Genomic DNA, 25,572 nt, shown 5'->3' with positions numbered 1-25,572 from the left:
TGCAGGCGCTCCCCCCAGCATATTTTCCGAACAGATGATGAAAGGCTTTGCGCGATTTCAGCAAGTGGAAAGGGCGCGCTGTTCGGCGCGCCCTTTCTCGTTGAATTCCGGCTGCTGGATCAGGCCGCGTTGGCTTGCTTCGCAAAGCGCCCGTAAAAGCTCTGACCCTTCGCGCCCATCTCCTTGAGCAATTCTGGCGTACTGAAGCGCGCGCCATAGGTCTCGGACAGTTCGGCGGTGCGTTCGGCGGCATAGGGCGTGCCGAGCATGTCGAGCCAGGAGAAGGGGCCTCCGGACCAGGGCGCGAAGCCCCAGCCGAGGATGGCGCCAACATCGCCCTCACGGATATCTTCCAACACGCCTTCTTCCAGCGCGCGCACGGCCTCCAGAACCTGCACGAAGAGCAGGCGGTGCTGCACCTCGGTCACGCTCGGCTGTTCATCGGCCAGCGGGTATTTCTCGGCCAGCCCCTTCCACAGCCCGGTGCGCTTGCCCTTCTCGTCATAGTCGTAGAAGCCGGCACCCGCCTTGCGACCGAGGCGCCCGGCCTCAAACATGGAGAACAGGATCTCGTCGCAGCTATCGTCATAGGCCTCGCCCATCGCGGACCTGGTCGCCTTGGCGATCTTCACCCCGAGATCGATGGAGGTCTCGTCGGTCAGTTGCAGCGGTCCCAGCGGCATTCCGACGAGCTTGGCCGCGTGTTCGATCAGCGCGGGCGAGATGCCCTCGGTGACCATGCGGATGCCCTCGTTGATATAGGGAATGATGCAGCGATTGGCGTAGAAGAAGCGCGCATCGTTGACCACGATCGGCGTCTTGCGGATCTGGCGCACATAATCGAGCGACTTGGCGACGGCCCGGTCACCGCTTTCGGCACCCTTGATGATCTCCACCAGCAACATCTTCTCGACCGGCGAGAAGAAATGGATGCCGATGAACTGCTCCGGCCGCTTGGAGGCTTTGGCCAGCTCGGTGATCGGCAGGGTCGAGGTATTGGTGGCAAAGATGCAGTCCTCGCCCACGACTTCCTCTACCTTCTTCGTCACCTCGGCCTTCACACCGACATCCTCGAAGACGGCCTCGATGATCAGGTCGCACCCCGCGAGCGCGTTGTAGTCATTCGTTGCGGTGATCCGGTCGAGTAGGGCCTGCTTCTTCTCCGGCGTGGTCTTGCCGCGCTTGATGCCCTTGTCGGCGAAGCTCTCGGTATAGGCCTTGCCCTTGTCTGCGGCCTCCTGGTTCTGGTCGAGCAGCACTACCTCGATACCGGCCTGGGCCGAGACCAACGCAATGCCAGCGCCCATCATGCCCGCGCCAAGAACGCCGACCTTTTTCACCTTTTCGTCGGCCACGTCGGGGCGGTTGGCGCCTTTCTCCAGCGCTTCCTTGTTGATGAAGAGCGAGCGGATCATGGCAGAGGAGGACGGGTTCATCAGCACGTTGACGAACCAGCGGCACTCGATGCGGATGGCTGTATCGAAATCGACCTGCGCACCTTCATAGACCGCCGAGAGCAGCGCTTTCGCGGCCGGGTAGACGCCCTGCGTCTTGCCATTCACCATCGCGGAAGCACCGACATAGGTCATGAAACCCGCCGGGTTGTAGGGCGCGCCTCCGGGGATCTTTTCCTTCTTTTCGTCCCACGGCTTGACGATGTTCGGGTTGGACAGAACCCATTCACGGGCCTTATCGAGCAGTTCCTCGGGGGCCACGACCTCGTCCACCACGCCGGCCATCTTGGCCTTTTTCGGGTCGTTCAACCTTCCTTCGAGCAGCAGCGGCGAGGCACCCATCGCGCCCAGCTTGCGCGAAAGCCGCGTGGTGCCGCCCGCGCCGGGGAAGATGCCGACCATGATCTCCGGCAGGCCGATCTTGGCCTTCGGGTTGTCGGCAGCAAAGATGCGGTGGCAGGCGAGCGGAATTTCCAGCCCGATGCCCAGCGCGGTGCCCGGAAGCGCCGCCGCAATCGGCTTGCCGCCCTTGTTGGTCTTGGGATCCATGCCCGCGCGCTCGATCTTGCGCAGGATGGCATGCATGCCCATGACACCATCGAACAGCCCCTTGGCGGGGTTGTCGCCGGCCATTTCCTTCATCTTGGCGATGATGTTGAGGTCCATCCCGCCGGCAAAGGAACCTTCCTTGCCGCTGGTCAGAACCGCGCCCTTGATCTCTTCATTGGCGAGCACCTCGTCGATGAGTTTGTCGAGGTCCTGGAACCCCTGCATGTTCATGACATTCATCGACTTGCCCTGGGTGTCCCAGGTGATGATGGCGACGCCGTCGTCGCCTACTTTCATGCTGAAATCGCTCATTTCGCGTAGTCCTTGAAATCTTTGCCCCGCAGGGCTGTCCCTGTTGGCGGCGTCAGACGCGCTCGATGATCGTGGCCGCGCCCATACCGGAGGCGACGCAGAGCGTGGCAAGGCCGGTCTGCTTGCCCGTTCGTTCCAGCTCGTCGAGCAGGGTGCCGATGATGATCGCGCCGGTGGCGCCAAGCGGGTGTCCCATGGCGATGGAACCGCCATTCACGTTGACCAGCGCCGGATCGACGTCGAAGGCCTGCAGGAAGCGCAGCACGACGGAGGCAAAGGCTTCGTTGACTTCAAACAGGTCGATGTCGGAGATCGCCATGCCGCTATCGGCGAGGATCTTTTCGGTCACGGGGACCGGGCCGGTGAGCATGATGGTCGGGTCGAGGCCGATCTTGGCCGTGGCCTTGATGCGGGCCCGCGGCGTCAGCCTATTAGCCTCGCCGAATTCCCTGGAGCCGATCAGCACGGCGGCGGAGCCGTCCACGATGCCGGAGGAGTTGCCTGCGTGGTGGATGTGGTTGATCGCCTCCAGATGCGGGTATTTCATCAGCGCGACCTTGTCGAAGCCGGGCATCACCTTGCCCATCTGCTCGAAGGCAGGGTTGAGCTTGGCGAGGTCATCAACGCTGGTTCCGGGGCGCATGTACTCGTCACGGTCAAGGATGGTCAGGCCATTCTGATCCAGCACCGGCACGATGGACTTCGCAAAGCGGTTGTCGTCCCAGGCTTCCTTGGCGCGGCGCTGCGACTCGACGGCCAGCGCGTCGGCCTGTTCGCGGCTGAAGCCGTATTCGGTGGCGATGATATCGGCCGAGATGCCCTGCGGGACGAAATACTGGTTCATCGCGATGGAGGGATCGACGGCAATGGCTGCCCCGTCCGAGCCCATGGCCACGCGGGACATCATCTCGACGCCGCCGGCGATATAGGCCGCGCCCGCGCCGCCCTTCACCTGGTTGGCAGCGATGTTCACGGCTTCCATGCCGGACGCGCAGAAACGGTTGATCGACAGGCCGGGAATGCGCTCGTCGAGATCGGAGGCGAGCACTGCGGTGCGGGCAAGACAACCGCCCTGCTCCATGACCTGCGTGGCGTTGCCCCAGATCACGTCCTCGGCGAAATGGCCGTCGAGGCCGTTGCGGTCCTTGATCGCGTTCATCATCTGCGCCGAGAGCGCTGCTGCAGTTACTTCGTGCAGCGAGCCATCCTTGCGGCCCTTGCCGCGCGGACTGCGCACGGCGTCATAGATATAGGCTTCGGTCATACTGTGTCCTCTTTCGGTCCGTTGCTCACGCGCGATCCGCGGGCGAGCCGGGCATCAGCTCATAGGGGTGTTTCCAGCCGGGCAGGTTGGCGATGCGGTCCAGCCAGGCGTCGATGTTCGGAAAGGCCGTCCGGTCGAAACCGAAGGGCTCGGGGTAGAACAGGTAGCCGCAATTGGCGATGTCGGCGATTGTCGGGCCTGAGCCGACCAACCAATCACGCCCGTCCAGGCAGCTGTTCAGCACCTTCATTGCGCCATTGTGCCGGGAGACCAGATAGGCGTTCACATCCGCGTTGCGCTTGTCTTCAGGCAGGAAGTTCATGTTGAAGCGTATGGGTCCGGCGACACCGGAGTTCTTGTGGTTGTCGAACAGGATCCAACGCAGGATCTCGCGCCGCTCGGCATCCGAGTTCCAGCCGAGACGACCGGATTTTTCCACAACGTAGTCCTGGATCACGCCGGACTGGGTGAGGGTGAGATCCCCGTCCACCATTACCGGCACCTCGCCCATGGCGTTGAGCTTGCGATATTCCGGGGTGCGCGTCGCACCGTGGAAAAAGTCCACATAGACCGCCTCCCAGCCGAGCCCGGACAGCTCCAGCGAGAGCGCCGCCTTGTAGGCGTTGCCGGATTCTCCAAAGCAATAAAGTCTGATCGTCATCCGTATTCCTCCAATGCGCCCATGCAGGAAGGAAGATCGGGGGGACGCGCACGCCGGGCCTACGCATTTTTTACCAATCCCGTGCCAATCTGACCTTGCGGTAGGCGTGGCGCCGGTGACCGCCCAGGGAGAAGACCTGCAAAGCAGGACCCGGTTTTCCTCCCGCCGGGGAATGGGTGCATCCCCGCTTCTTCCTGGACGAATTTCCCTCCCGAAATCTCCTCCCGCGGCTGGCCGCGACTACTTCTTCCTGTCCTCCAGCTCCGCCTTGAACAGACGAAGCCGATGCGGCAGCGCATCGTCATCGGTGACACTGCCGAAATTCTCGAAAAGGAAGCACAAGGCCTCGTCCTGCGTGATCCCCGCCTCGTCGCTGAATTTCCGGAGCCGCCGATAGGCATCTTCGCTCAGGGCAATATTCAGCCGTCGGGTGAACCGCAGTCTCTTGGGCATGTGCTTCCCCTACTTTCAGAACGCCTCGGCGGGCAGGGTCATGACCGGGTCCGCGCCGCTCTGGATGCGGGCGAGGTGCATGGATGTCGCCGGAAGCTGTCGGGCCATGTAATAGCGGCCGGTTGCGAGTTTCGTCTCGTAGAAGCTCGCATCGCCCGTGCCGGAAGCCAAGGCCTCGCTGGCCGCTTTTGCCATCTGCGCCCACATCAGGCCAAGGCAGGCATGCCCGAACAGGTGCATGAAGTCATAGGAGCCTGACAGCGCCGCGTTGGGGTTCTTCATCCCGTTCTGCATGAAGAACATGGCCGAGGCCTGAAGATCCTTGCTGGCCTGCTTGAGCGGGTCGAGGAAGTCCTTTTTCAGCGCCTCGTCGGCTTCGTTCTCCTTGATGAAGTTCTTCACCAGATCGAAGAAGGCCATGACATGCTTGCCGCCATCGGCAGCGAGCTTGCGGCCCACGAGGTCCAGCGCCTGCACGCCGTTGGCCCCCTCGTAGATCTGGGTGATGCGGGCGTCGCGGACAAACTGCGACATGCCCCATTCCTCGATATAGCCATGCCCGCCATAGACCTGCTGCGCCTGGATGGTCATCTCCAGGCCCTTGTCGGTCAGGAAGCCCTTGAGCACCGGGGTCAGCAGCGAGACCAGGCCTTCCGCGGCGGCATCGCCGGAGCGGTGCGAGCGGTCGAGCATGTTGGCGCCCCAGAGCATGAAGGCGCGGGCACCTTCGATGAAGCTCTTCTGGTCCAGCAGGTTGCGGCGGATATCTGGATGCACGATCAGCGGGTCGGCCGGACCGTCGGGGTTCTCGGCGCCAGTCACGGCACGGCCCTGCAGGCGGTCCTTGGCATAGATGACGGCGTTCTGGTAGGCGGCCTCGGCCTGTGCCATGCCCTGCATCGCCACACCAAGACGGGCCTCGTTCATCATCGTGAACATCGCCCGCATGCCCTTGTGCTCGGTCCCGAGCAGGTAGCCCTCGGCCTCGTCAAAGTTCATCACGCAGGTCGAGTTGCCGTGAATGCCCATCTTCTCTTCGAGCTTGCCGACGGACACGCCGTTGGCGGCGCCGACATTGCCGTCCTCGTCGACGAGATACTTGGGCACGATGAAGAGCGAAACGCCCTTGATGCCCTCGGGGCCGCCCGGGATCCTGGCCAGAACCAGATGGATCACGTTCGCGGACATGTCATGGTCGCCGGCGGAGATGAAGATCTTCTGCCCGGTCACCTTGTAGGAACCGTTCTCCTGCGGCACCGCCTTGGTGCGCATGAGCCCGAGATCCGTGCCGCAATGCGGCTCGGTCAGGTTCATGGTGCCAGTCCATTCGCAGGAGACCATATTGGGCAACCACTTGGCCTTTTGCGCATCCGTGCCATGGGCATGGATCGCGGAATAGGCGCCATGGGTCAGTCCCTGATACATGGTAAAGGCCTGGTTGGCCGCCGAGAACAACTCACCCACCGCGGTTCCGAGCAGGATGGGCATACCCTGACCGCCATAGTCCGGATCGCAGTCCAGCGCGGTCCAGCCGCCTTCCTTCATCTGCTCGAAAGCCGCCTTGAAGCCGGTGGGGGTCCGCACCACGCCGTTCTCCAGGTGGCAGCCTTCCTTGTCGCCAACCTCGTTGAGGGGGGCGATCACGTTGGAGGCAATCTTGCCGGCTTCTTCGAGCACGGCAGCCGTAAAATCGGCCTCCAGCTCTTCATAGCCCGGAATGTCCTGCTCGCTGGCCTTGAGCAGCGTGTGCATAACAAACTGTATGTCGTTCACAGGAGCCGTGTAGCTCGGCATGTGTGTCCTCCCTGGGGGTTCGGTCGTCGAATTACTCCGCAGCCGACGAGGCGTACAGCTCCGCGAGGCGCTTTTCGCCCCATTCAAGCTGCTGCTTGAGTTCCTCGATCGCTTCGTCGAGTTCCTCGCGCTGATTCACCATGTCGGCCAGACGCTGGGTTGCCAATTCATAGGTCTTGGCGAGCTGTGTCGCCTGCTGGTCGCCTAGATCGTAGAGGTCGAGAAGCTGCCGAATCTCCTCCAGCGAGAAGCCGAAGCGCTTGCCGCGCAGGATCAGCTTCAGCCGGGCGCGGTCGCGGCGGGCGTAAAGCCGCTTTGTGCCCTGACGGATCGGAAACAGCAGTTCCTTGGCCTCGTAGAAACGCAGCGTGCGCGGGGTCACCTCGTAGGCGTCGCACATCTGGCGAATGGTCATCAGGTTTTCGTCGCTCATCTCAGTACCTTTTCCGCCTTCCGCGGATTTCAAACGACCCCGGTGCTTGCGTCTCGAGGTCTTCATATAACATTGCTTGACGTGAACGTAAGTTAAACGCTGCGTCATTGCGCCAGAGCGCTTCAGTGGCGGGGTGCGCCATGGCGCGGCCAATGACTATTGACGCCAAAGCGCTTTGGTCTTTGTGTGGATCTTTCCTGGTCAGGCCGGCCATGTCGGTTTCCACGCTACGTCAGAGTTGCGGCGGTATCGTCGCGAACTTTCTGAAGGTCGAGAATCGCTTCCTCCAGTTCCGCCTTCTGGCGGCCGAGCTCGGCGATCTGACGGTCGGCGAGTTCAATCCAGGCATCGAGCTGCGGGCGTTCGCCCTGTTCCTCGTAGATCAGCAGCCACTGGCGGATCTCTTCAAGGCTGAAACCCCAGCGGCGCCCGCGCAGGATCAGGGTCATCCGCGCGACCTCGCGCGGACGATACCACCTAGTGCGGCCTTCCTTTTCGGGCTGGAGCAGCTCGATATATTCATAGTAGCGAAGCGTGCGCGGGGTTACGTCGAACTTCGCACACATCTCCTTGAAGCTCAGTCGGGTGAGTGACACCGCCTAACACTCCATTGTTGTTGTTGACCAAAGGGTAAGACCCCTGCCGGTCATGTTCAATGGAGGAATGTGTTCCCGTTGCGAAACTCAGGGGGTTGCGCGGGATTGCGCCGGTGCAGATAAACCAATCGAAGCAACAGGAAGAGGGATAAACGATGAAAATCGAGACGGTGGCCCGACAGCTGATCGAGGCCCTGCCCTTTTCGAAGGCCCTCGGAATGCGGCTGGAAGAAATCGAGCCCGGCCGGACCGTTCTCTCCATGCCCTACGACGAGCGACTGGTGGGCGACCCACGTACAGGGGTCATTCACGGTGGCGCGGTTTCCGCGCTCATGGACACTACGGCGGGCGCAACGGTCATGGCGCGACCGGACGGGACGGGCATTACCGCAACCATCGACCTGCGGATCGACTACATGCGCCCGGCACGTCCGGGGCAGCGGCTGACCTGCGAGGCGCATTGCTACCACGCCACGCGGTCGGTCGCCTTCGTGCGCGCAGTCACGCGCGACGAGGAGGACAGCGACGTGCCCGTCGCCACCGCCGTCGGCGCCTTCACCTTCGAGCGGAAGGAGGCCGGGCAATGAGCGCAAAGCGACCGGAGCCGGTACAGGTGATCAAGGAGCGGCGCGACCGGGCGCTTTCGGCGCTGGTGCAGGGTGTGCCCTATATCAGCTTTCTCGGCATCGTGTTCGACCGCAAAGGCGACGAACTGACCTCCGTTCTGCCTTACAGGGCCGCACATATCGGCAATCCGGCGCTTCCGGCGCTGCACGGGGGCGCCACGGCCTCCTTTCTGGAGGTGACGGCGATCATCGGGCTCGGCTGGGCCATCCTGTGGGAAGAGATCGAGTCCGGCAAGGTCGACCCCACCACCATCGGGCCGGGAACGCTGCCGCGGCTGCCCAAGACGATCGATTTCACGGTGGATTACCTGCGCACCGGCCTGCCGCGTGATGCCTATGCACGGGCGCGGGTCAACCGCTCCGGTCGCCGCTACGCGAGCGTGCATGTGGAGGCCTGGCAGGACAATCGCGTGCGCCCCTTTGCCCAGGCGACCGGGCATTTCCTGATGCCGTCTCGTGACTGAGAGCGAACCGGCATTCGCAGCGGGAACAGGAGCGATCACGCATCGGCGTGTTCTGGCCATCGCGCTGCCCATCGTTCTGTCCAACGCCACGGTGCCGATCCTCGGCATTGTCGACACGGCGGTGGTGGGACAGATCGGACAGGCCGCGCCGATCGGGGCGGTCGGTATCGGTGCAATCATCCTGACGGCGTTCTACTGGGTGTTCGGCTTCCTGCGCATGGGCACGACCGGCATGGTCGGACAGGCGCGCGGCGCGGGCAACACCGCCGAGGTTTCGGCGCTGCTTGTTCGCGCTCTCATGGTGGCGGGTGCGGTAGGCGCCACCGCCATAATGCTGCAGGGACCGCTCTTTGCCGGCGCCTTTCGCCTGTCCCCTGCCAGTCCGGAAGTGGAGACCCTCGCCCGGCAATACCTGTCGATCCGCATCTGGTCCGCCCCCGCGGCCGTGGCGCTTTACGGGCTGACCGGGTGGCTGATCGCGCTGGAACGCACCCGCGCCGTCCTAGTCCTCCAGGTGGTGATGAACCTGGCGAATATCGGGCTGGATTTCGCCTTTGTCCTTGGCATGGGCTGGGGCGTGCAGGGTGTCGCGGCGGCGACCTTCATCGCGGAATGGTCCGGTGTCGCACTTGGTCTCTGGCTGTGCCGGAACGCGTTCCGGGGCGCTCACTGGCGGGATCGGCAGAGGATCTTCGACCGCGAACGCCTGCTCCACATGGCCACCGTCAACGGCGACATCTTCATCCGTTCGCTGCTGCTGCAGGGGATCTTCGTCACCTTCCTGTTCCTCGCCGCCGATCTGGGCGACGTGGCGCTTGCCGCCAATCAGGTGCTGTTGCAGTTTCTCCAAGTGACCGCCTATGCGCTGGACGGCTTCGCCTTCTCGGCCGAAGCACTGGTGGCGCAGGCCATCGGTCAGGGCAGCCGCACCGCGCTGCGCCGCTCGGCCCTGGTTACAAGCCTTTGGGGCGCGGTCTGCGTGGTAATGCTCGCGCTCGGTTTCGCACTTTTGGGCAACTCGGTCATCGAGTTGATGACAACCGCCCCCGATGTCCGTGACGAAGCCCGCCGTTATCTGCCCTGGATGACCCTGCTGCCGATCATTGGCGTGCTTCCATGGATGCTCGACGGTATCTTCATCGGCGCCACCCGCACGCGCGACATGCGCAACATGATGATCCTGTCGGCGCTCGTCTATGCGCTGGCCTTGGCGATTCTGTTCCCGATCTTCGGCAATCACGGCCTGTGGGCATCGCTGGCGCTGTCCTTCGTCGCACGCGGGACGACGCTGGGCTTTCGCTATCCGGCATTGGAGGCCGCAGTCAGGCCGAGACCGGCATCCGCCGGCCCCACGTAAAGCCTATTGATCCGCGCCGACTGCCTCGGAGACATCGCCAAAACCGTCCCGCTCCAGAAGCGCCTCGAGATCCCGCACAATTGTCTCGACCAGAGACAGGCCACCGTAAATCAACGCGGAATAGAGTTGGACCGCAGTGGCTCCGGCGCGGATCTTGGCATAGGCCTGCGCGCCCGAGCCTACGCCACCGACACCGATCAAGGGGATCTCCCCGGCTGTTTCGCGATAAAGTCGGGCCAGAACAGCGGTGGATTTCTCGAAAAGCGGCGCACCGGACAGCCCCCCTGCCTCGCTGGCATAGGGGCTTTTCAACCCGTCGCGCGACAGCATGGTATTTGTGGCAATGATCGCGTCGATCCCGACGGTGCCGCCAACCTCCGCGATATCGGCGATCTCGGCCTCGGACAGATCCGGCGCGATCTTCACGAAGAGCGGGATCTTGCGGTCCAGCCCGTCGCGCACCTCAAGAACGCCGCGCAACAGCGCTTCCAGTGCCGCCTTGCCCTGCAAATCGCGCAGGTTCTCGGTATTGGGCGAGGAAACATTCACCGTTGCGAAATCCAGGTGCGGGCTACAACGCTCCAGCACAAGCGCGAAATCGGCGGAGCGATCCACGCTGTCCTTGTTGGCGCCGAGGTTCAGGCCGATCACCGCATCCCGTGGCCGCTTCTCAAGCTGCGCGGCCATGGCGTCCATGCCGTCATTGTTGAAGCCGAAGCGATTGATGATCGCCCGGTCCTCCTTGAGGCGGAAAAGCCGAGGCTTCGGGTTGCCCGGCTGAGGTCGCGGCGTCGTGGCACCGGTTTCGAGGAAACCGAACCCGCAGCGCGAGAGTGGCTCCAGCGCGACGGCGTTCTTGTCCATGCCGGCGGCCATCCCGACCGGGTTCGGCAATTGCAGCCCTGCAAGCTTGGTCTTCAGCCGCGGCGAGGTGATCTGGCCCGGAAGCCGCATTATCCCCGCGTTCAGCGCCTTGAGCGCCAGCCCATGCGCGGTCTCCGGATCGACCTGCCGAAAGGCCGCCATCCCGATCTGCTCAAGCCAGCTCACACCACGCCCTCTGGAAAGATATGCCCGGCCTCGCCGAGCGGCAGGGACTTGTCCCAGACGACCTCCTCAAGCCGCAGCTTGCGGTAGAGATGCGGAAATAGCTGGTCATTGCGCGACGGCTCCCACCGCAGCGCGTCGCCCATCGCGTCGCTTTCGAATGCGACGAGAACGAGGTCGCTTTGCGCGGCGAAATGTTTCGCCGCCGTCTCGTCCACCTGCGCGGCGGTCGAGAAATGGATGAAACCATCGGCCAGGTCCACCGGCGCGCCGGCCGTCTCACCGGCATCACGGAAAGCCTCCCATTCGGGGCGGCGGAAGATCTTGAATATCAACATGGCCGCGGTGTGCACCGCCGCGCCTTGGCGGTCAAGCGTTCCGCTTTCGTCTGGCGACCCCGGGTCAAGCAAATCGGGATTTGACGAAACCCGCTTTGACCGACACTCTGTGGCCAAAGCCAACTGGAGGGTTTCCAATGATCAAACGCCTTTTCACCTCTGCCATTGCCCTGGCAGCCCTGTCCGGGGCGGCCTCGGCCGATTACACGCTGACGATTCTGCACACGAACGACTTTCATGCGCGCTTCGAGCCGATCAGCAAATACGACTCGGGCTGCAGCACGGAGGACAATGCCGAGGGCAAGTGTTTCGGTGGCTCCGCGCGCCTGCTGACGGCGGTCGAGGAAGCGCGCGCCCGGGCAGATAACCCCGTGCTCTTCGATGGCGGCGACCAGTTCCAGGGCACGCTCTTCTACACCTATTACAAGGGCAAGGCCGCGGCCGAGTTCATGAACAAGCTCGGCTATGACGCCATGACCGTGGGCAACCACGAATTCGACGATGGTCCCGAAGTGCTCCGCGGCTTCATGGACAGCGTCGATTTCCCGGTGCTGATGTCCAATGCCGATGTCGGCGCCGAGCCGCTTCTGGCCGATGTGCTTCAGAAGTCCACCGTGATCGAGCGCAACGGCGAGAAGATCGGCCTGATCGGCCTGACGCCCGTCGACACGCCGGAGCTTGCCAGCCCGGGTTCCAATATCGTCTTTACCGAACCGGCCCAGGCCGTGCAGGGCGAGGTCGACAAGCTCACCGCCGAAGGGGTCAACAAGATCATCGTGCTGAGCCATTCGGGCTATGTCGTGGACAAGGCCGTGGCCGAGGCCACGACCGGGGTCGACGTGATCGTTGGCGGCCATTCCAACACCTACCTGTCGAATGTCTCCGAAGATGCGAAGGGCCCCTACCCGACCATGATCGGCGACACCGCGATCGTACAGGCCTATGCCTATGGCAAGTTCCTGGGCGAGCTGAAGGTCGTCTTCGATGACGACGGCAATGTGAAGGAAGCCGTGGGAGAACCGCTGATCATGGATGCTTCCGTCGCCGAAAACCCGGAAGCCGTTGCGCGCATTGCCGAACTGGCCAAGCCGCTGGTCGAGATCCGCGAAAAGGTCGTGGCCGAGGCAGCCGAGCCGATCATCGGCGACAAGGATGTCTGCCGGGTGCAGGAATGCGCCATGGGCAACCTCGTGGCCGACGCCATGCTGGACCGGGTGAAGGATCAGGGCGTGACCATCGCGCTGGCCAATTCCGGCGGCTTGCGGGCCTCGATCGACGCGGGCGAAGTCACCATGGGCGAAGTGCTGACCGTGCTTCCCTTCCAGAACACGCTCTCCACCTTCGAGGTCTCCGGCCAGACGGTGATCGATGCGCTCGAAAACGGCGTGAGCCAGGTTGAAGAGATCAAGGGACGCTTCCCGCAGGTGGCCGGCCTCAAGTTCACCTGGGATCCGACGGTTGCACCGAACGAAGGGCGTATCCAGGAAGTGCTCGTGATGGATGGCGGCGACTGGGCGCCGATCGACCCGGCGGCGACCTACTACATGGTCTCCAACAACTTCATCCGCGGCGGCGGCGACGGCTACAGCATGTTCACCGATGCAGCCCATGCCTATGATTTCGGCCCCGACCTCGCCGATGTCACGGCCGAGTATCTTGCCAAGGCCGCGCCTTACAAACCCTATACCGATGGCCGTATCGCGACCAAGTAATCGCCGAACTGGAAGGAGGATGCCTTTTCCTCTTTCCTGAAATTCCCTCGGGGGGAGCGCCCCCGAGGCGCGCGGGGGGCAGACAGCCCCCCGTTTTTCGTTTCAAGGATTGGACCGCAAAGCTGCGGCGGACAACCGTCAGGCTGTGAGCAAGGATCACTTCCGTCATTTCCGGTCAAAAGAAGCGGGGCCGTGGTTTTGAAACTCAAGCGTCGGGCGGACGTATGATCAATCCCTGGCCAGTCGGCAGGGAGAGAACCGAGGTTCCGTACTCCCGGGCGAAAGCGTCCATGGCGTGTTTCTGCGGCAGGTAGCCATGATAGGCGTAGTCATCGAGAACGATCATCGCGCCCGGTACCAGACGCGGCCAGAGGAACTTCATCGCCGCGATTTCGGGCGCCGCCGTGTTCATGTCGATGCTGGCAAAAGCGATCTGGTCCGAGGTGATCTGGTCCAGGGTTCCGGGAACCGCCCCCACGACGATTTCCACGTTTTGCCATTCGGCGAAATTCTCGCGGACGCTCTCGGCTTCGGACGTGTAGAGACCACTTTTCAGAAGCCGTTCATTGCGGTCTCTCCGGGCGAAATCCCCTTCCTCTGCGCTGACACCTTCGAAATCGATCCCGCCGAAAGTATCCAGAAGCCAGAATTTGCGGCCCTGCCGGTTCCAGTCCAAATCCTCCATGATCGCCGAGGCAAGGAACCCCCGGTTTACACCGCATTCAACGAAATCACCGGGTAGGCGGGCAGCCGTGCGCGCGGCCCAGAGCCCGACATGGACACGCCAGTGCCATTTGAAATCCAGCCCCTGATTGGCCTTCAGGCCGCGTGAATACGCCCTGTCGAAGGCAGGATCCTGCCGGAAATCGCTGTTATGGATCGTGAAAAGGCCGTCCTGCGCATAGGTGGTAACGTAGGACCGCCCTTCATGGATTCCGAAATTGGAATAGTGCTCAGCCGGGTCGACCCCCGCCGCGGCAACATCCGGGTTGAGCATAAGATAGGCGCCGGGATCGAAATCCTCGGGAAGCTGCGACCGAACGCCGGTTTCGCCTGCTGCGGGTTGGGGCGCCTTCTCGGCTTCATCCTGTTTCAGAGCATTTTCTCCTTTGGTTGGCGCGCTGTGCTGCCCCGGGCAGACGGGTTTATCCCGAGCGCCGATCTCGGCCTGTCGGGCGTCCGGTTCTCAGCTCCGCAACGGCTTTTGCAAACTGTACTTGGGAAACGGGAGACCGACAATGTATGCCGCGCCCGAAAGGGTAGACCGACACATATTGCCGGGAACACAGGCTTGTGTAAGCTCGGCGGCATGTGTGGACGGCTTGTCAATCTCCTGCCCGTGGAGGCGATGGCGCGGCTCTTCGATGCCGTGCCGTCGAACGATCTGCCCGAGGGCGCGCGCTACAATATCTGCCCGACGAATACACTCGCCGTTGCGGTCTCCGATCAGGGGCACAGGCGGCTCAGGGCGATGCGTTGGGGCTTCGTTCCGCAATGGTACAAGTCGGTGACCGATGGCCCGCTGATCATCAATGCGCGCGCCGAGACGATCGCGGAAAAGCCCGCCTTTCGGGACGCTGTTCGGCAGCGGCGTTGCCTGATCCCGGCCAATGGTTTCTATGAATGGACCAAGGGTGCCGACGGCGCCCGCCTGCCCTGGTACATCCGGCCGACAGGCGACGCGCCGATGGTAATGGCCGGGATCTGGCAGGATTGGGAAGCCGCGAGCGAGCGGTTGAGCAGCGTGGCCGTGGTCACCTGCGCGGCCGGTGGCGGCATGGAAGAGTTGCATAACAGGATGCCGGTCATCCTCGCGCAACAGGATTGGCCGCTTTGGCTGGGTGAGGCGGGTCATGGGGCGGCTGTTTTGATGAAACCGGCACCGGAGGGAAGCCTCCGCTGGCACCGGGTTAACCCGCAGGTCAACTCGAATCGCGCCGCAGGTGCAGATCTGATCGAACGTTATGCAAGCTCAATTTGATCATACACTATTAATAATATCCGATATTCTGCGACCAATTGTACAACAGCCGGGAAAACGTTTGCCAATTTGATCCGTATCAAGGCATAGAAACCCCGCCTGCATAGCGTCAGGCACGTCGAGTCCGGGTCTGGGCCGCACGCCGAAAGGCGCCCGACCCCGGCCTGGACCGCGCGAGCCAAGGAGGAGCACGCGCATGTCCAGTAGCGACACGCATGAGAGCGCCGCGGCAGGCCAGCCGGGGCAAGAAGAAACCACGCCAGGTGCGGAGACCGTCGCAACGACGGGATTTCCCATCGTTGCGCGCACCGATTTCTCCAGGACGACCTTCCTGCTGGAAATCGAGCACCCGCAGATGGCCCGAGCGGCCCGGCCGGGGCAGTTCGTCATCGTCATGCTTGACGATCACGGCGAACGAATACCGCTGACAATCGCCGATTTCGACCGTGACAAGGGCACCATTACGCTTGTGATCCAGGCGGTCGGCAAGTCTAGCCGCGAGATGCAGTCCCGCTGCCAGGTGGGCGGCGCGCTTTTCGGCCTTGTCGGTCCGATGGGTATTCCGAGCGAGGTCTCGGACGCGAAGAAGGTGATCTGCGTCGGAGGCGGCCTTGGTGTCGCGCCAATTTTCCCACAGGCCCGCGCCTTCAAGGAAGCGGGTGCGCATGTGATTGGCGTTGTGGGGTTCCGCAGCGCCAATTTGGTCTTTTGGGAAGAGAAATTTCGGTCGGTCTGCGACGAGTTCATCATCTGCACCGATGACGGCTCCGCCGGGATCAAGGGTCTGGTGACCCAGGGTATCGAGCAGGCGATTGCCGAGCATGGCGACATCGACGAGGTGGTGGCCATCGGCCCGCCGATCATGATGCGCGCCTGTGCCGAGGCTACACGCCCGCACAAGATCAAGACCATGGTCAGCCTCAACCCGATCATGGTGGACGGTACCGGAATGTGCGGCGGCTGCCGTGTCCGCGTCGGCGGCAAGATCAAGTTCGCCTGTGTCGACGGGCCGGATTTCGACGGTCACGAGGTGGATTTCGACGACCTTATGGCGCGACTGCAACGCTACCGGCCGCAGGAAGCCGAGGCGATGGAACAGTGGCTTGAGAACTGTCGGCGGTTGCAGGTCGAGGAGGTACGCTGATGGCACGCAAGACGATCCGCTCCATTCCGCAGGAGCGCGCTTTCATGCCGGTGCTCGATGCCAAAAACCGCGCGACCAATTTCGAAGAGGTCTCGCTCGGCTTTGACGAGCAGAACGCCCTGGTGGAATGCGAGCGCTGCCTGATCTGCCCCGAGCCGGCCTGCATTCCGGGCTGCCCGGTGGAGATCGACATCCCCGGCTTTATCTCCAAGATGCTGAAAAAGGACTACCACGGCGCCTGGGACACGCTGACCGACTCGACCTTCCTGCCGGCCGTGTGCGGGCGGGTCTGTCCGCAGGAGGACCAGTGCGAGGGCGTCTGTGCGGTTGCCGTGAGCGGCGGTCTGGAGCCGGTCGCCATCGGCCGTCTGGAGCGCTGGCTCGGCGACATGGCGATCGAGAAGGGCTGGAAGAACGAAAGCCATATCGAACCCAACGACTACCGTATCGGCATTGTCGGTTCCGGCCCCGCGAGCATGGCCTGCGCGGCCGACCTCGCCAAGGCGGGCTGCAAGGTGACGGTGTTCGAGGCGCTGCATGCGCCCGGTGGCGTGCTGCGCTACGGTATCCCCGAGTTCCGGCTGCCGAATTCGGTGGTGGACGCGGAGATTGGCAACCTTGAGAAACTTGGCGTCGAGATCCGCTGCAACACGCTGGTAGGCCGCCTCTTCACCGTCGAGCAGATGCTGGACGAGATGGGCTATGATGCCGTCTTCATCGGCACCGGTGCGGGGTATCCGTCTTTCATGGATATCCCGGGCGAGAACTTCAATGGTGTGCTGTCCGCCAACGAGTTGCTGACACGTTGCAACCTGATGCAGGCCGGCAAGTTCCCGAATTTCGACACGCCGCTGGAGATCGGTCGCAAGATTGCCGTCATCGGCGCCGGCAACACCGCGATGGACGCCATGCGCGTTTCGAAACGTCTTGGCGCCGAGGAGGTCACCTGCGTTTACCGCCGGACCGAGGCAGAGTGCCCCGCACGCCTGGAGGAACTTCACCACGCAATGGAAGAAGGGATCAACTTCCAGTGGTTGACGGCCCCGGTCGAGATCCTGGGCGACAGCAACAAGAACGTGCGCGCCATCCGGTGCCAGCGTATGGAGCTGGGTGAGCCTGACGATTCCGGTCGCCGGCGTCCGGTTCCGATCCCGGGCAGCGAGTTCGAGTTCGAGGCCGACACGGTGGTCTATGCCATCGGCACCGCGCCGAACCCGATCCTCGGCCAGACCTCGGACATCAAGCTCAACAAATGGGGCTATATCGACACGGACGAAACCCTCGCCACCTCGTTGGCAGGTGTCTATGCCGGCGGCGATATCGTGACAGGTGCAGCGACCGTGATCCTGGCTATGGGTGCGGGACGGCGCGCGGCGGCGAGCATCCGCGACTACCTTGGGATCCGCGATTCCATGGTGGTGTACGAACCTGAGAACATGGGCTTCGAGAACACGCTTTTCGGCATCGATGCGGCCGAGAAAAACTTCGTCCATGTGCGGCAGATCTGAAAGGCAGAGCAGGGCAATGACAACGGAAGGCACACAGGTTTTTGCCGAGATCGCCGATCCAATGGACCGCGTTCCACCGAAGACCGGCAAGCCGGCTGAGGTGATCGAGGAACATATCGTCGAGATCGTTTCGGACTCTGGCGAAGGCGCGCAGCGTTGCGGGCAGTCGCTGGCCTCCATCGCGGCACGGATGGGCATGGGGATCTGGACGGTGGAGATCATCCCCGCCGAGATCCAGCCGCCACACCGCTCCATCGCGGGCGCTTCGGGCAACCGGGTCCGCATGGCGGCCAAACCCGTCACCAATATCGGCGACGAGGCCGATCTGGTGGTGGCGTTCAACGAGCAGGTTCTGCTGAGCCGCCTGCGGGCAGGCGAAGTAAAGCCGGGCGCGACGATCCTGATGGAGAACGCCTGGGAGCATGACCCCAACCCCGCCATCGCGACGGCCTATGTGAAGGTCTGCGCCGAAGTGCGGGAAGCTGGCTATAATCTCATCGAAGTTCCGATGGAAACGGAATGCCAGAAATACGTGCCCGATCCGCGCAAGGGCAAGAACATGTTCGTTCTCGGCATGCTCTGCGCGATCTATTCGCTCGACGCGGAAAAGGCGCGGGCACAGGTGCGCTACATCTTCGCCAAGAAGGACCAGCGCATCATCAATGCCAATATCGAGCTTCTCGATGCGGGCCGCGCATGGGCCGAGGCCAATCTCGACATCGCCTACACGATCCCCGCGCCGCCCGTGGCCGAAGAACAGGTGGTCATGAACGGCAACGCCGCGCTTGCGCTCGGCACCGTGGCCTCCGGCATGGAAGTCTGTGCGATGTATCCCATCACGCCGGCAACCTCGGCCAGCCATTACCTGTCGAGTATCTTCGAAAAGGTCGGCTGCGTCGTGCACCAGGCGGAAGACGAGATCTCGGCCTGTGCCTTTGCCATCGGCGCCTCCTATGCCGGCAAATGCGCGGTGACAATCACCTCCGGCCCCGGCCTCTCGCTCAAGCAGGAAGCCATAGGGCTGGCCGTGATGTCCGAAATCCCGCTCGTCGTGATCGACGTGCAGCGCGGTGGGCCATCGACCGGCCTGCCGACCAAGGTCGAGCAAGGGGATTTGATGTCCGCCATGTTCGGCACCCATGGCGACGCGCCAAAGGTGATCATGGCGGTTTCCTCCATCGAGGATTGCTTCCACTCGGTCATCACCGCCCGCAAGATCGCCGAGACCTTCAACATGGTCGTGGTGATCCTGTCGGATGCCGCGCTGGCCACCGCGCAGCAGCCCTACAAGCGGCCGAAATTCCGCGCCGACTGGCTCGCCCCGCCGGTGAACCAGAGCGCGGTGCCCGAGGATGCCCATCCCTATGACTGGGACGAGCGCACCGGCATTGCCACGCGCTTCATCCCCGGCCAGCCGAACGGGATGCACTGCCTTACCGGCCTTGCGCATGACCGCGACAGCCACGTCGCCTATGATCCGCAGATCAACGAGGAGGGGCTCCTCAACCGCTCCCGCAAGCTCGCGGCCTTCCAGAAGACGCTCCGGCTGGAGCCGGTACATGGCGGGGACGAGGGCGAATTGCTCCTTGTCGGCTGGGGGTCCACCCGCGGCGCGATCCAGGAGGCCGTCGACCGGCTACGTGCCGAAGGCCACAAGGTCTCCTCACTGCATCTGAAGTTCCTGCAGCCCATGGCGTCGGGCATCGACAAGGTGATGAAGCGCTTCGACCGCGTCATGACCGTCGAGAACAACTGGAACGACCCGGTCTCCGATCCGCTGATCGACGAGAACAACCGCCGCTACTCGCATCTGGCGATGCTGCTGCGGTCGCGCTGGCTGGTCGATGTGGATTGCTGGGGCAACGCGCGCGGACAGCCGCTCAAACCCGGCGCCATCCATGACGCTGCCCTTGCCAAACTGGTTCAGGCACGAGGAGAAGAGCAATGAATGCCACGATGAGCCAGTGCCTGGCCCAGATGGTACAGACCGACTACGCCATGAAGGATTACCAGAGCGAGATTGCCCCGCGCTGGTGCACGGGCTGCGGCGATACCGCGATCCTGACGGCGATGCAACGGCTGTGCCGCGACGAGCAGCTTCCCCCGGAAAAGACCGTCTGCGTCTCCGGGATCGGCTGCGCCTCGCGCCTGCCGCATTACATGAACGCCTATGGCTTCCACGGCATCCATGGCCGCGCGCTGCCGATTGCCGAGGGGATCAAGATCCGCCGGCCGGACCTGAATGTCTTCGTCACCACCGGCGATGGCGACAACTGCTCCATCGGCGCGGCGCACTGGCTGCACGCGGTGCGCTACAACATGAACATGGTCGTCATGCTACATGACAACCAGGTTTACGGGCTGACCAAGAAACAGGCCTCGCCGACCTCACCCAAGGGGCTTTCGACCAACACGACGCCAGGCGGGGCAATGCTGAACCCGCTCAACCCGCTGACGGTGACGCTGGGTATCTCCAACGTCTCCTTCGTGGCCCAATGCGTCGACTGGATCCCGGACCTGCTCTACGAGACCCTGCAAATGGCCTATCGGCACAAGGGGTTCTCCTTCATCCGCATCCTGCAACGGTGCCCGAACTTCATGGACCACCATTTCGACAACTGGATGCAGGACCCGGCGCGCACGCGGCTTCTGACCCATTCCAACGGGTTGCGCCTCAAGCCGGAAATCTCGCGCGTCTACAAGAATCAGGAAACGCATGACCCCCGTGACATGCCGCGGGCGCTGGCGCTGGCCGCGCTCAGTGACGAGGTACCGGTGGGCGTGCTGTACCGAAACCCGGATGTGCCCTGCTACGACGAGCTACGCGCAGGCGAGCGGCCGAGCACCCCGGCGCTGGTCGAAACCGTGCTCAACGAGGAATTCGACAAGGTCGGCATCTGGCCTGCCGAAACCGAGCAGGCCGAAAGGTAACGAGCCATGAAACACGGAAAAATCGTTGCGAACCCTGCCGCACATGCGCCCGTCACCACGACGCTGCGCCCGGCACTTTTCGCCCGCTATGCGGATCTGGCAAATCTGCGCCATGACTACCCGCTGGTGCTGGTCGATTTCGGCGAGGGGCGGCCGCTGGTGCGCCCGCTCAGCCGCATCATCGACGAAACGCTGCGGCTGGTGGCGCCGAAGGACCTCACAGGCGAGGCCATGCGCCAGCAGTTGTTGCAGCTGGAGGCGGATATTCGCGGCCGGGTGCTCGCTGGCGAGGAAGCCCGCTTGTCGGATTTCTGGCGCGATTGCACCGCCGAGATGATCCGCGCGAAGGGAGAAGGCCCGTTCGGCGGGCTGGACAACAATTTCGAGATCGCCCGCAAGCGCCTGCCCTATGACGGGCTGGTGATCGGCTGCAATGGCGAGACGCCGGCCAAGGTGCTCAGCCACGCTTGGAGCGCCAAGCAGGCCGCCAAGGCGCGGCGCTTCCGCCGGGTGGTGGACAGCCTGATCCTGCGTCTGTCGGATATCCTGAAATCCGACCACATGAAGTCGGACGAAGCGCATGGTGCCGAGGCGCTGGAAGCGGCGATGGGCGCCACCGCCGATGGTTCGATCGATTTCGGTGCGCTCTCGGCCGTGCTGGAACGCGCGCGGCCGGAGGACCGGTTGCCGGTCGACCGGGTTGCCCGAATCCGCGACGCGTTGCAGGTGCTCAAGGGTCAGCCCTTCTACGGGCCGGGGCGGGCCTCGGACACCACGCCTTGCAAGCGCGACCCCTATAATTACACATTCGATACCTGTTCGGCGGCGCTTGACGCCTATCGGGACCGGTTGCCGGATGTTCTCGCCTTCACCAAGGCGCTGACGATTGCGGAGTTGGAGGTCGAGAACAAGTACCGTCCGGAGTTGCATGACCAGATCCTTGCGCGGTTCGACGAAAGCGACATGTCGGCCGAACAGATCAACATGCTGCCTTCGGCGCTGGTCTGTCTGCGCGACGGCGAGACGGTTTCGGCCGAGACCGCCCGCAGCTTCGAGGCGCTGGCCTGCGGGCTGCCGATCACGGTGCTGGTTCAGGTCGACGACCTGCTTGGGCCGACCTCGCCCGAGCCGCCGGTCAACAGCTTCGGCGCAGGCACCGCGCGGCTTGCGGCAATGGCGATGGGGCTGAACAACGCCTTCGTCTGCCAGACCTCGAGCGCGCATATCAACCGCATGATCGACGGGTTGGAACGCGGGATGCGCTACGAGGGGCCGGCGCTCTTCAGCATCTATTCCGGCGCCACTCCGAACGTTCCCGATGTCGAGCCCTATATCCTCTCGGCGGCGGCAACCGAGGCGCGGGCCTTCCCCAGCTTCACCTACGATCCATCCGCCGGATCGGACTGGGCGTCGCGCTTCAGCCTCGCGGGCAACCCGGAGGCGGAGAAGGACTGGCCGGTTCACGAGGTGGTCTACGAGAATGCGAAAGGGGAGCGGCAGGCGGAAACGCTCGCGTTTACCTTCGCGGATTTCGCGATCTGCGACTCGCGCTACACCCGCTTCTGCCATCTCTCCGATGCCTGTGAAGACGCGTTGGATCGGATCTCGGCGGCCGAATGGCTCAGCTGCGTGCCGGACACGGACCCGACGCGGAGTCCCTGCGTTCGGGTGATCGACCCGGAGGATCAGCTCTTCAGCGTGGTGGTGGATACCAAGATCGCCGAAGCGGCGAGCCGCTGTATCGATGCCTGGAGGCGTCTGCAGGAACTGGCCGGGATCAACAACTCGCATTCGCGCCGGGCGCTGGCCGAAGAGCGTCTGAAGCGAGAGGCCGCGGCCGCACAGGACGCGGCGCCAGCGGCGAAGGCGGTTGAGACGGTTACGAAGCCGGTCGAGACGCCCGCGGCTCCGGAACCGGCGGCCCCGGTCGATCAAGGGAGTGCCGATGGCGCTGCCTGGATCGAGACGCCGCGCTGCACGACCTGCAATGAATGCGTTCAGACGAATGACAAGCTCTTCGCCTATAACGAGAACATGCAGGCCTATGTGGCCGACCCCGATGGCGGGACGTACCGGCAGCTCGTGGAAGCAGCCGAGAGCTGCCAGGTCTCGATCATCCATCCCGGCCTGCCGCGCAACCCGGACGAGCCGGACTTGCCGGAGTTGATCGAGAGGGCAGCCGCGTTCAACTGACAAGGAACGACACGGCCTCGCGCGGCCGTGTCGCCACGATTGAATTGGATTCGTTGCTGGGGGGCTTTGCCCCCCAACGCCCTTACGGACGTTCCCCCCAGGATATTTTGGAACAGATGATGGAAACCTCGTCTTTCCCGTTTTGGGGCCGCTTTGGGGTTCCGCAGATGGTTACTTCGGCGCGCTGGATCGTCCCGTGCGTGGCGCGTCGTGTTCAAGACGCTTGGGGCGGGATTTACAGGAACCCCCGACCCGGCCCCTTGGCTTCAGCGCCGAGATGGGCGGCGATGGAGGCTGCGACATCCGCGAAGGCGACATTTCCCAGGCTCCCCTGCCCTGCCCCGTGCACGAGAACCGGAACCCGTTCCCTTGTATGATCCGTGCCGTGCCATGTCGGGTCGTTTCCGTGGTCGGCGGTCAACACCATGAGGTCGCCGGGTTGCAGGCGCGCGAGGATCTTGCCGATTTCCACGTCGAACCATTCCAGAGCACGGGCATAGCCCGAGACATCACGTCTGTGGCCGTAGAGGCTGTCGAACTCGACGAAATTGGCGAAGGTGAGGCTGCCTTGCGGAGCCTCGGAAACGTAATGGTCGAGATGCGTCATCAGCACCGAATCCGGCCCGGTGCGCACCTCGTCGATGCCCTCCATCGAAAAGATATCGCCGATCTTGCCCACCGCGAGCACCTTGCCGCCCGCCTGCTGCACCCAGTTGCACAGAGTCGGTTCGGGAGGAGCGATGGCATAGTCGTGCCGGTTCGATGTTCGGGTGAAGCCCTTCGCGGGCGAGCCGACGAAGGGGCGTGATATGACCCGGCCCACCTTCATTTCGTGCAGCATGGGCGCGAGTCGCTTGCAGAGATCCTGCAGTCGCTGCTCGCCGAAGGTGTCTTCATGGGCGGCGATCTGGAACACGCTGTCGGCGGAGGTGTAACAAATCGGCCAGCCGGTTTTCATGTGTTCCTCGCCCAGCCGCGCGATGATCTCCGTGCCACTGGCATGACAATTTCCGAGGATCGCGGGTGTTTTGGCCAGCTCGCAGACGGCGCGGGTTATCGCCTCGGGAAAGGTCGGTTCCTGCTTCGGGAAATAGTGCCAGTCCCACGGCACCGGGACGCCGGCAAGCTCCCAGTGGCCCGAAGGCGTATCCTTACCGGGAGAGGTTTCCTCGGCTGCGCCATAGCGGCCCTGCGGTATGGCTGCGAGGCCGGGCGCGGCCTCACTGCCACCGAGCTTGACGGCTTCTCCAAGCCCGAGCGCGTCGAGATTGGGCAATTTCAGCGGCCCGCTTCGCCCCTCTTCGGCCCGACCTTCGGCGCAGGCCCTTGCAATATGGACGAGCGTGTTGGCGCCGGTATCGGGCACACCGTCGTTGAAGAAGCGGTCCGCATCCGGCGCCCCGCCGCAGCCGACGGAGTCCATCACCACCAGGAATGCACGGGTCATGCGGTAATCCTTTCATGGATAAGCTCGGGTGCCGGGGCGCCGTCCCGCGTGATCCGGTAGGCAGCCCGGATTGCCTTGGCCGCGGCTTCGGCGGCCTCTTCGCTGGCGGCATGCACCTGCGCAAGCGGTTGTTTGTCGGAGACCGTCATGCCAATCCCGGCCAGCCGGTCGAAGCCGACCGAAGGGTCGAGCCGGTCGCCTTCCCTGAGGCGCCCGCCACCGAGCAGGACAACCGCCATGCCCACGGCCTCGGTATCGACCGCTTCAACCGCACCGGAGGTTTCGGGGAAGATGTCGCGCACCACCGGCGCCACCGGGAGATGCCGACGCCAGGCACCGACGAAATCGGCCGGCCCGCCAAGTGCGTGGATCATCCGCTCGAAGGTTTCCGCGGCCTCGCCCGAGCGCAGCACCGCTTCGATACGCCCGCGCCCCTCCGCTTCGTCGGTTGCGATACCGCAAAGCGCCAGGAGCTCGCCGCCAAGCGCCACAGTCAGATCCCAGAGAGGGGTGGCAACGGCCTCGCCGGTCAGCGTTTTCATCGATTCGGCCACTTCCAACGCATTGCCGGCGGTTTCGACCAGAGGCTGGCCCATCTCGGTGATCAGCGCGGAGGCGCGGCAGCCTGCCCCCTCTGCCGTGTCCACGAGCGAGTGGGCAAGCGCTCGCGCTTCGACCATGTCCTTCATGAAGGCGCCCGAGCCCATCTTGACGTCCAGCACAAGCGCGTCGAGCCCGGCGGCGAGCTTCTTGGACAGGATCGAGGCGGTGATCAGGTCGATGCTCTCCACCGTGCCGGTCACGTCTCGGATCGCGTAGAGCCGCTTGTCGGCCGGGGCGATATTGGCCGAAGCGCCGACAATGGCGCAGCCGATCGAACCCACGATCTCGCGCAGTTGGGTCTCGGAGACCTCCGCGGTATAGCCTGGGATGGCTTCCAGCTTGTCCAGGGTGCCTCCCGTATGGCCAAGCCCGCGCCCCGAGATCATCGGGACATAAACGCCGCAGGCCGCGAGCGCCGGGGCGAGCGGCAGCGAGACGCAGTCGCCCACGCCACCGGTGGAATGCTTGTCGACGACGGGCCCGTCCAAAGCCCAGTCCAGAACCTTGCCGCTGTCGCGCATTGCCAGCGTCAGCGCCACCCGCGCCTCCTCGCCCAGCGGATCGCGGCAGACCCCCATGGCGAAGGCGCCGGCCTGGGCATCGGTTACCTCACCCGAGCCGATGGCGGCCCCAAACCAGGCCATTTCATCGGCGGTCGGTTGTTCGCCGAGCCGCAGCGTCGCGAGAATACGTTTTGCTTCCATG

General features: G+C 63.6%; 22 protein-coding genes. 10 read left to right on the top strand and 12 right to left on the bottom strand.

Going from position 1 to position 25,572, the window contains the following annotated elements; translation table 11 throughout:
• Positions 1-119 precede the first annotated feature (119 nt).
• From AX756_RS13645 to AX756_RS13610, 7 genes are all read right to left on the bottom strand, one after another.
• The gene (locus AX756_RS13645; RefSeq protein ID WP_068312331.1) at positions 120-2,315 is read right to left on the bottom strand and encodes a 3-hydroxyacyl-CoA dehydrogenase NAD-binding domain-containing protein; all 2,196 of its coding nucleotides are present in this window, start codon (positions 2,313-2,315) and stop codon (positions 120-122) included.
• A 52-nt stretch (positions 2,316-2,367) separates the two neighbouring features.
• A complete protein-coding gene (locus AX756_RS13640) occupies positions 2,368-3,579 on the bottom strand; it encodes an acetyl-CoA C-acetyltransferase (RefSeq protein ID WP_068312328.1) in 1,212 nt (403 codons plus the stop codon).
• A 25-nt stretch (positions 3,580-3,604) separates the two neighbouring features.
• Positions 3,605-4,240 carry a glutathione S-transferase family protein gene (locus tag AX756_RS13635; RefSeq protein ID WP_068312325.1) on the bottom strand — a complete coding sequence of 212 codons (636 nt, stop codon included), beginning with the start codon at positions 4,238-4,240 and terminating at the stop codon, positions 3,605-3,607.
• A 240-nt stretch (positions 4,241-4,480) separates the two neighbouring features.
• The gene (locus tag AX756_RS13630; protein WP_068312322.1) at positions 4,481-4,693 is read right to left on the bottom strand and encodes a hypothetical protein; all 213 of its coding nucleotides are present in this window, start codon (positions 4,691-4,693) and stop codon (positions 4,481-4,483) included.
• A 15-nt stretch (positions 4,694-4,708) separates the two neighbouring features.
• Positions 4,709-6,487, bottom strand: coding sequence for an acyl-CoA dehydrogenase C-terminal domain-containing protein (locus AX756_RS13625; RefSeq protein ID WP_068312319.1), 1,779 nt, complete (start codon positions 6,485-6,487; stop codon positions 4,709-4,711).
• Positions 6,488-6,518: 31 nt separating this feature from the next.
• Positions 6,519-6,920: a MerR family transcriptional regulator gene (locus tag AX756_RS13620; protein ID WP_068312316.1), complete on the bottom strand. Its 402-nt coding sequence runs from the start codon at positions 6,918-6,920 to the stop codon at positions 6,519-6,521.
• A 227-nt stretch (positions 6,921-7,147) separates the two neighbouring features.
• Positions 7,148-7,516, bottom strand: coding sequence for a MerR family transcriptional regulator (locus AX756_RS13610; RefSeq protein WP_068312311.1), 369 nt, complete (start codon positions 7,514-7,516; stop codon positions 7,148-7,150).
• Between the two features lie 155 nt (positions 7,517-7,671).
• On the opposite strand from AX756_RS13610, the gene AX756_RS13605 reads away from it, so the two are divergent.
• The 3 genes from AX756_RS13605 to AX756_RS13595 are packed head-to-tail and all read left to right on the top strand — an operon-like array spanning position 7,672 to position 9,963.
• Positions 7,672-8,103 (top strand): PaaI family thioesterase, encoded by a 432-nt coding sequence (locus tag AX756_RS13605; protein WP_068312308.1) that lies wholly within the window; start codon positions 7,672-7,674, stop codon positions 8,101-8,103.
• Positions 8,100-8,606, top strand: coding sequence for a PaaI family thioesterase (locus AX756_RS13600; protein WP_068312305.1), 507 nt, complete (start codon positions 8,100-8,102; stop codon positions 8,604-8,606). The genes AX756_RS13605 and AX756_RS13600 overlap by 4 nt, the downstream gene beginning before the upstream one ends.
• Entirely contained in the window at positions 8,599-9,963 is a 1,365-nt protein-coding gene (locus AX756_RS13595) for an MATE family efflux transporter (protein ID WP_068312303.1), read from the top strand. Before AX756_RS13600 ends, AX756_RS13595 begins: the two co-directional genes overlap by 8 nt.
• A gap of 3 nt (positions 9,964-9,966) precedes the next feature.
• On the opposite strand, the gene AX756_RS13590 is transcribed toward AX756_RS13595, so the two are convergent.
• Positions 9,967-11,013 carry a quinone-dependent dihydroorotate dehydrogenase gene (locus AX756_RS13590; protein WP_156461497.1) on the bottom strand — a complete coding sequence of 349 codons (1,047 nt, stop codon included), beginning with the start codon at positions 11,011-11,013 and terminating at the stop codon, positions 9,967-9,969.
• A complete protein-coding gene (locus AX756_RS13585) occupies positions 11,010-11,348 on the bottom strand; it encodes a DUF952 domain-containing protein (RefSeq protein ID WP_068312712.1) in 339 nt (112 codons plus the stop codon). Before AX756_RS13585 ends, AX756_RS13590 begins: the two co-directional genes overlap by 4 nt.
• Positions 11,349-11,485: 137 nt before the next feature.
• Between AX756_RS13585 and AX756_RS13580 the strand changes: the two genes are divergently transcribed.
• Positions 11,486-13,060 carry a bifunctional metallophosphatase/5'-nucleotidase gene (locus AX756_RS13580; RefSeq protein ID WP_068312297.1) on the top strand — a complete coding sequence of 525 codons (1,575 nt, stop codon included), beginning with the start codon at positions 11,486-11,488 and terminating at the stop codon, positions 13,058-13,060.
• Between the two features lie 205 nt (positions 13,061-13,265).
• On the opposite strand, the gene AX756_RS13575 is transcribed toward AX756_RS13580, so the two are convergent.
• Positions 13,266-14,057, bottom strand: a complete 792-nt coding sequence (locus AX756_RS13575; protein ID WP_082739103.1) for a TylF/MycF/NovP-related O-methyltransferase — start codon at positions 14,055-14,057, stop codon at positions 13,266-13,268.
• Between the two features lie 312 nt (positions 14,058-14,369).
• Between AX756_RS13575 and AX756_RS13570 the strand changes: the two genes are divergently transcribed.
• The 6 genes from AX756_RS13570 to AX756_RS13545 all read left to right on the top strand — a co-directional run bounded on the left by AX756_RS13570 (position 14,370) and on the right by AX756_RS13545 (position 22,817).
• Complete coding sequence (locus AX756_RS13570; RefSeq protein ID WP_068312706.1) at positions 14,370-15,041, top strand: SOS response-associated peptidase; 672 nt, start codon at positions 14,370-14,372, stop codon at positions 15,039-15,041.
• A 196-nt stretch (positions 15,042-15,237) separates the two neighbouring features.
• The gene (locus AX756_RS13565) at positions 15,238-16,185 is read left to right on the top strand and encodes a sulfide/dihydroorotate dehydrogenase-like FAD/NAD-binding protein (protein WP_082739102.1); all 948 of its coding nucleotides are present in this window, start codon (positions 15,238-15,240) and stop codon (positions 16,183-16,185) included.
• Positions 16,185-17,693 (top strand): NADPH-dependent glutamate synthase, encoded by a 1,509-nt coding sequence (gene gltA / locus AX756_RS13560; protein WP_068312294.1) that lies wholly within the window; start codon positions 16,185-16,187, stop codon positions 17,691-17,693. Before AX756_RS13565 ends, gltA begins: the two co-directional genes overlap by 1 nt.
• A 16-nt stretch (positions 17,694-17,709) precedes the next feature.
• Positions 17,710-19,641, top strand: coding sequence for a 2-oxoacid:acceptor oxidoreductase subunit alpha (locus tag AX756_RS13555; protein WP_197431080.1), 1,932 nt, complete (start codon positions 17,710-17,712; stop codon positions 19,639-19,641).
• Complete coding sequence (locus AX756_RS13550) at positions 19,638-20,624, top strand: thiamine pyrophosphate-dependent enzyme (protein WP_068312291.1); 987 nt, start codon at positions 19,638-19,640, stop codon at positions 20,622-20,624. Before AX756_RS13555 ends, AX756_RS13550 begins: the two co-directional genes overlap by 4 nt.
• 6 nt (positions 20,625-20,630) lie before the next feature.
• Positions 20,631-22,817, top strand: a complete 2,187-nt coding sequence (locus AX756_RS13545) for a ferredoxin (RefSeq protein ID WP_068312288.1) — start codon at positions 20,631-20,633, stop codon at positions 22,815-22,817.
• 235 nt (positions 22,818-23,052) lie between these two features.
• Here the strand turns inward: AX756_RS13545 and AX756_RS13540 are convergent, their stop codons facing one another.
• Positions 23,053-24,264 (bottom strand): phosphopentomutase, encoded by a 1,212-nt coding sequence (locus AX756_RS13540; RefSeq protein WP_068312284.1) that lies wholly within the window; start codon positions 24,262-24,264, stop codon positions 23,053-23,055.
• Complete coding sequence (locus AX756_RS13535; protein WP_068312280.1) at positions 24,261-25,571, bottom strand: thymidine phosphorylase; 1,311 nt, start codon at positions 25,569-25,571, stop codon at positions 24,261-24,263. Before AX756_RS13535 ends, AX756_RS13540 begins: the two co-directional genes overlap by 4 nt.
• Between the last annotated feature and the right edge of the window lies 1 nt (position 25,572).

The organism is Aliiruegeria sabulilitoris, assembly GCF_001558155.1.
Taxonomy (GTDB): domain Bacteria; phylum Pseudomonadota; class Alphaproteobacteria; order Rhodobacterales; family Rhodobacteraceae; genus Tropicimonas; species Tropicimonas sabulilitoris.
This window is presented reverse-complemented; position numbering and strand designations above follow the sequence as displayed.

Bases quoted from the DNA above. Each gene is read 5' to 3' on its own strand.
- AX756_RS13625 (WP_068312319.1), bottom strand. From the start codon at position 6,487: ATGCCGAGCTACACGGCTCCTGTGAACGACATACAGTTTGTTATGCAC.
- AX756_RS13540 (WP_068312284.1), bottom strand. From the start codon at position 24,264: ATGACCCGTGCATTCCTGGTGGTGATGGACTCCGTCGGCTGCGGCGGG.
- AX756_RS13545 (WP_068312288.1), top strand. From the start codon at position 20,631: ATGAAACACGGAAAAATCGTTGCGAACCCTGCCGCACATGCGCCCGTC.
- AX756_RS13640 (WP_068312328.1), bottom strand. From the start codon at position 3,579: ATGACCGAAGCCTATATCTATGACGCCGTGCGCAGTCCGCGCGGCAAG.
- AX756_RS13620 (WP_068312316.1), bottom strand. From the start codon at position 6,920: ATGAGCGACGAAAACCTGATGACCATTCGCCAGATGTGCGACGCCTAC.
- AX756_RS13575 (WP_082739103.1), bottom strand. From the start codon at position 14,057: ATGCTCAACCCGGATGTTGCCGCGGCGGGGGTCGACCCGGCTGAGCAC.
- AX756_RS13600 (WP_068312305.1), top strand. From the start codon at position 8,100: ATGAGCGCAAAGCGACCGGAGCCGGTACAGGTGATCAAGGAGCGGCGC.
- AX756_RS13635 (WP_068312325.1), bottom strand. From the start codon at position 4,240: ATGACGATCAGACTTTATTGCTTTGGAGAATCCGGCAACGCCTACAAG.
- AX756_RS13535 (WP_068312280.1), bottom strand. From the start codon at position 25,571: ATGGAAGCAAAACGTATTCTCGCGACGCTGCGGCTCGGCGAACAACCG.
- AX756_RS13580 (WP_068312297.1), top strand. From the start codon at position 11,486: ATGATCAAACGCCTTTTCACCTCTGCCATTGCCCTGGCAGCCCTGTCC.
- AX756_RS13645 (WP_068312331.1), bottom strand. From the start codon at position 2,315: ATGAGCGATTTCAGCATGAAAGTAGGCGACGACGGCGTCGCCATCATC.
- AX756_RS13565 (WP_082739102.1), top strand. From the start codon at position 15,238: ATGTCCAGTAGCGACACGCATGAGAGCGCCGCGGCAGGCCAGCCGGGG.
- AX756_RS13605 (WP_068312308.1), top strand. From the start codon at position 7,672: ATGAAAATCGAGACGGTGGCCCGACAGCTGATCGAGGCCCTGCCCTTT.
- AX756_RS13555 (WP_197431080.1), top strand. From the start codon at position 17,710: ATGACAACGGAAGGCACACAGGTTTTTGCCGAGATCGCCGATCCAATG.
- AX756_RS13630 (WP_068312322.1), bottom strand. From the start codon at position 4,693: ATGCCCAAGAGACTGCGGTTCACCCGACGGCTGAATATTGCCCTGAGC.
- AX756_RS13570 (WP_068312706.1), top strand. From the start codon at position 14,370: ATGTGTGGACGGCTTGTCAATCTCCTGCCCGTGGAGGCGATGGCGCGG.
- AX756_RS13585 (WP_068312712.1), bottom strand. From the start codon at position 11,348: ATGTTGATATTCAAGATCTTCCGCCGCCCCGAATGGGAGGCTTTCCGT.
- AX756_RS13550 (WP_068312291.1), top strand. From the start codon at position 19,638: ATGAATGCCACGATGAGCCAGTGCCTGGCCCAGATGGTACAGACCGAC.
- gltA (WP_068312294.1), top strand. From the start codon at position 16,185: ATGGCACGCAAGACGATCCGCTCCATTCCGCAGGAGCGCGCTTTCATG.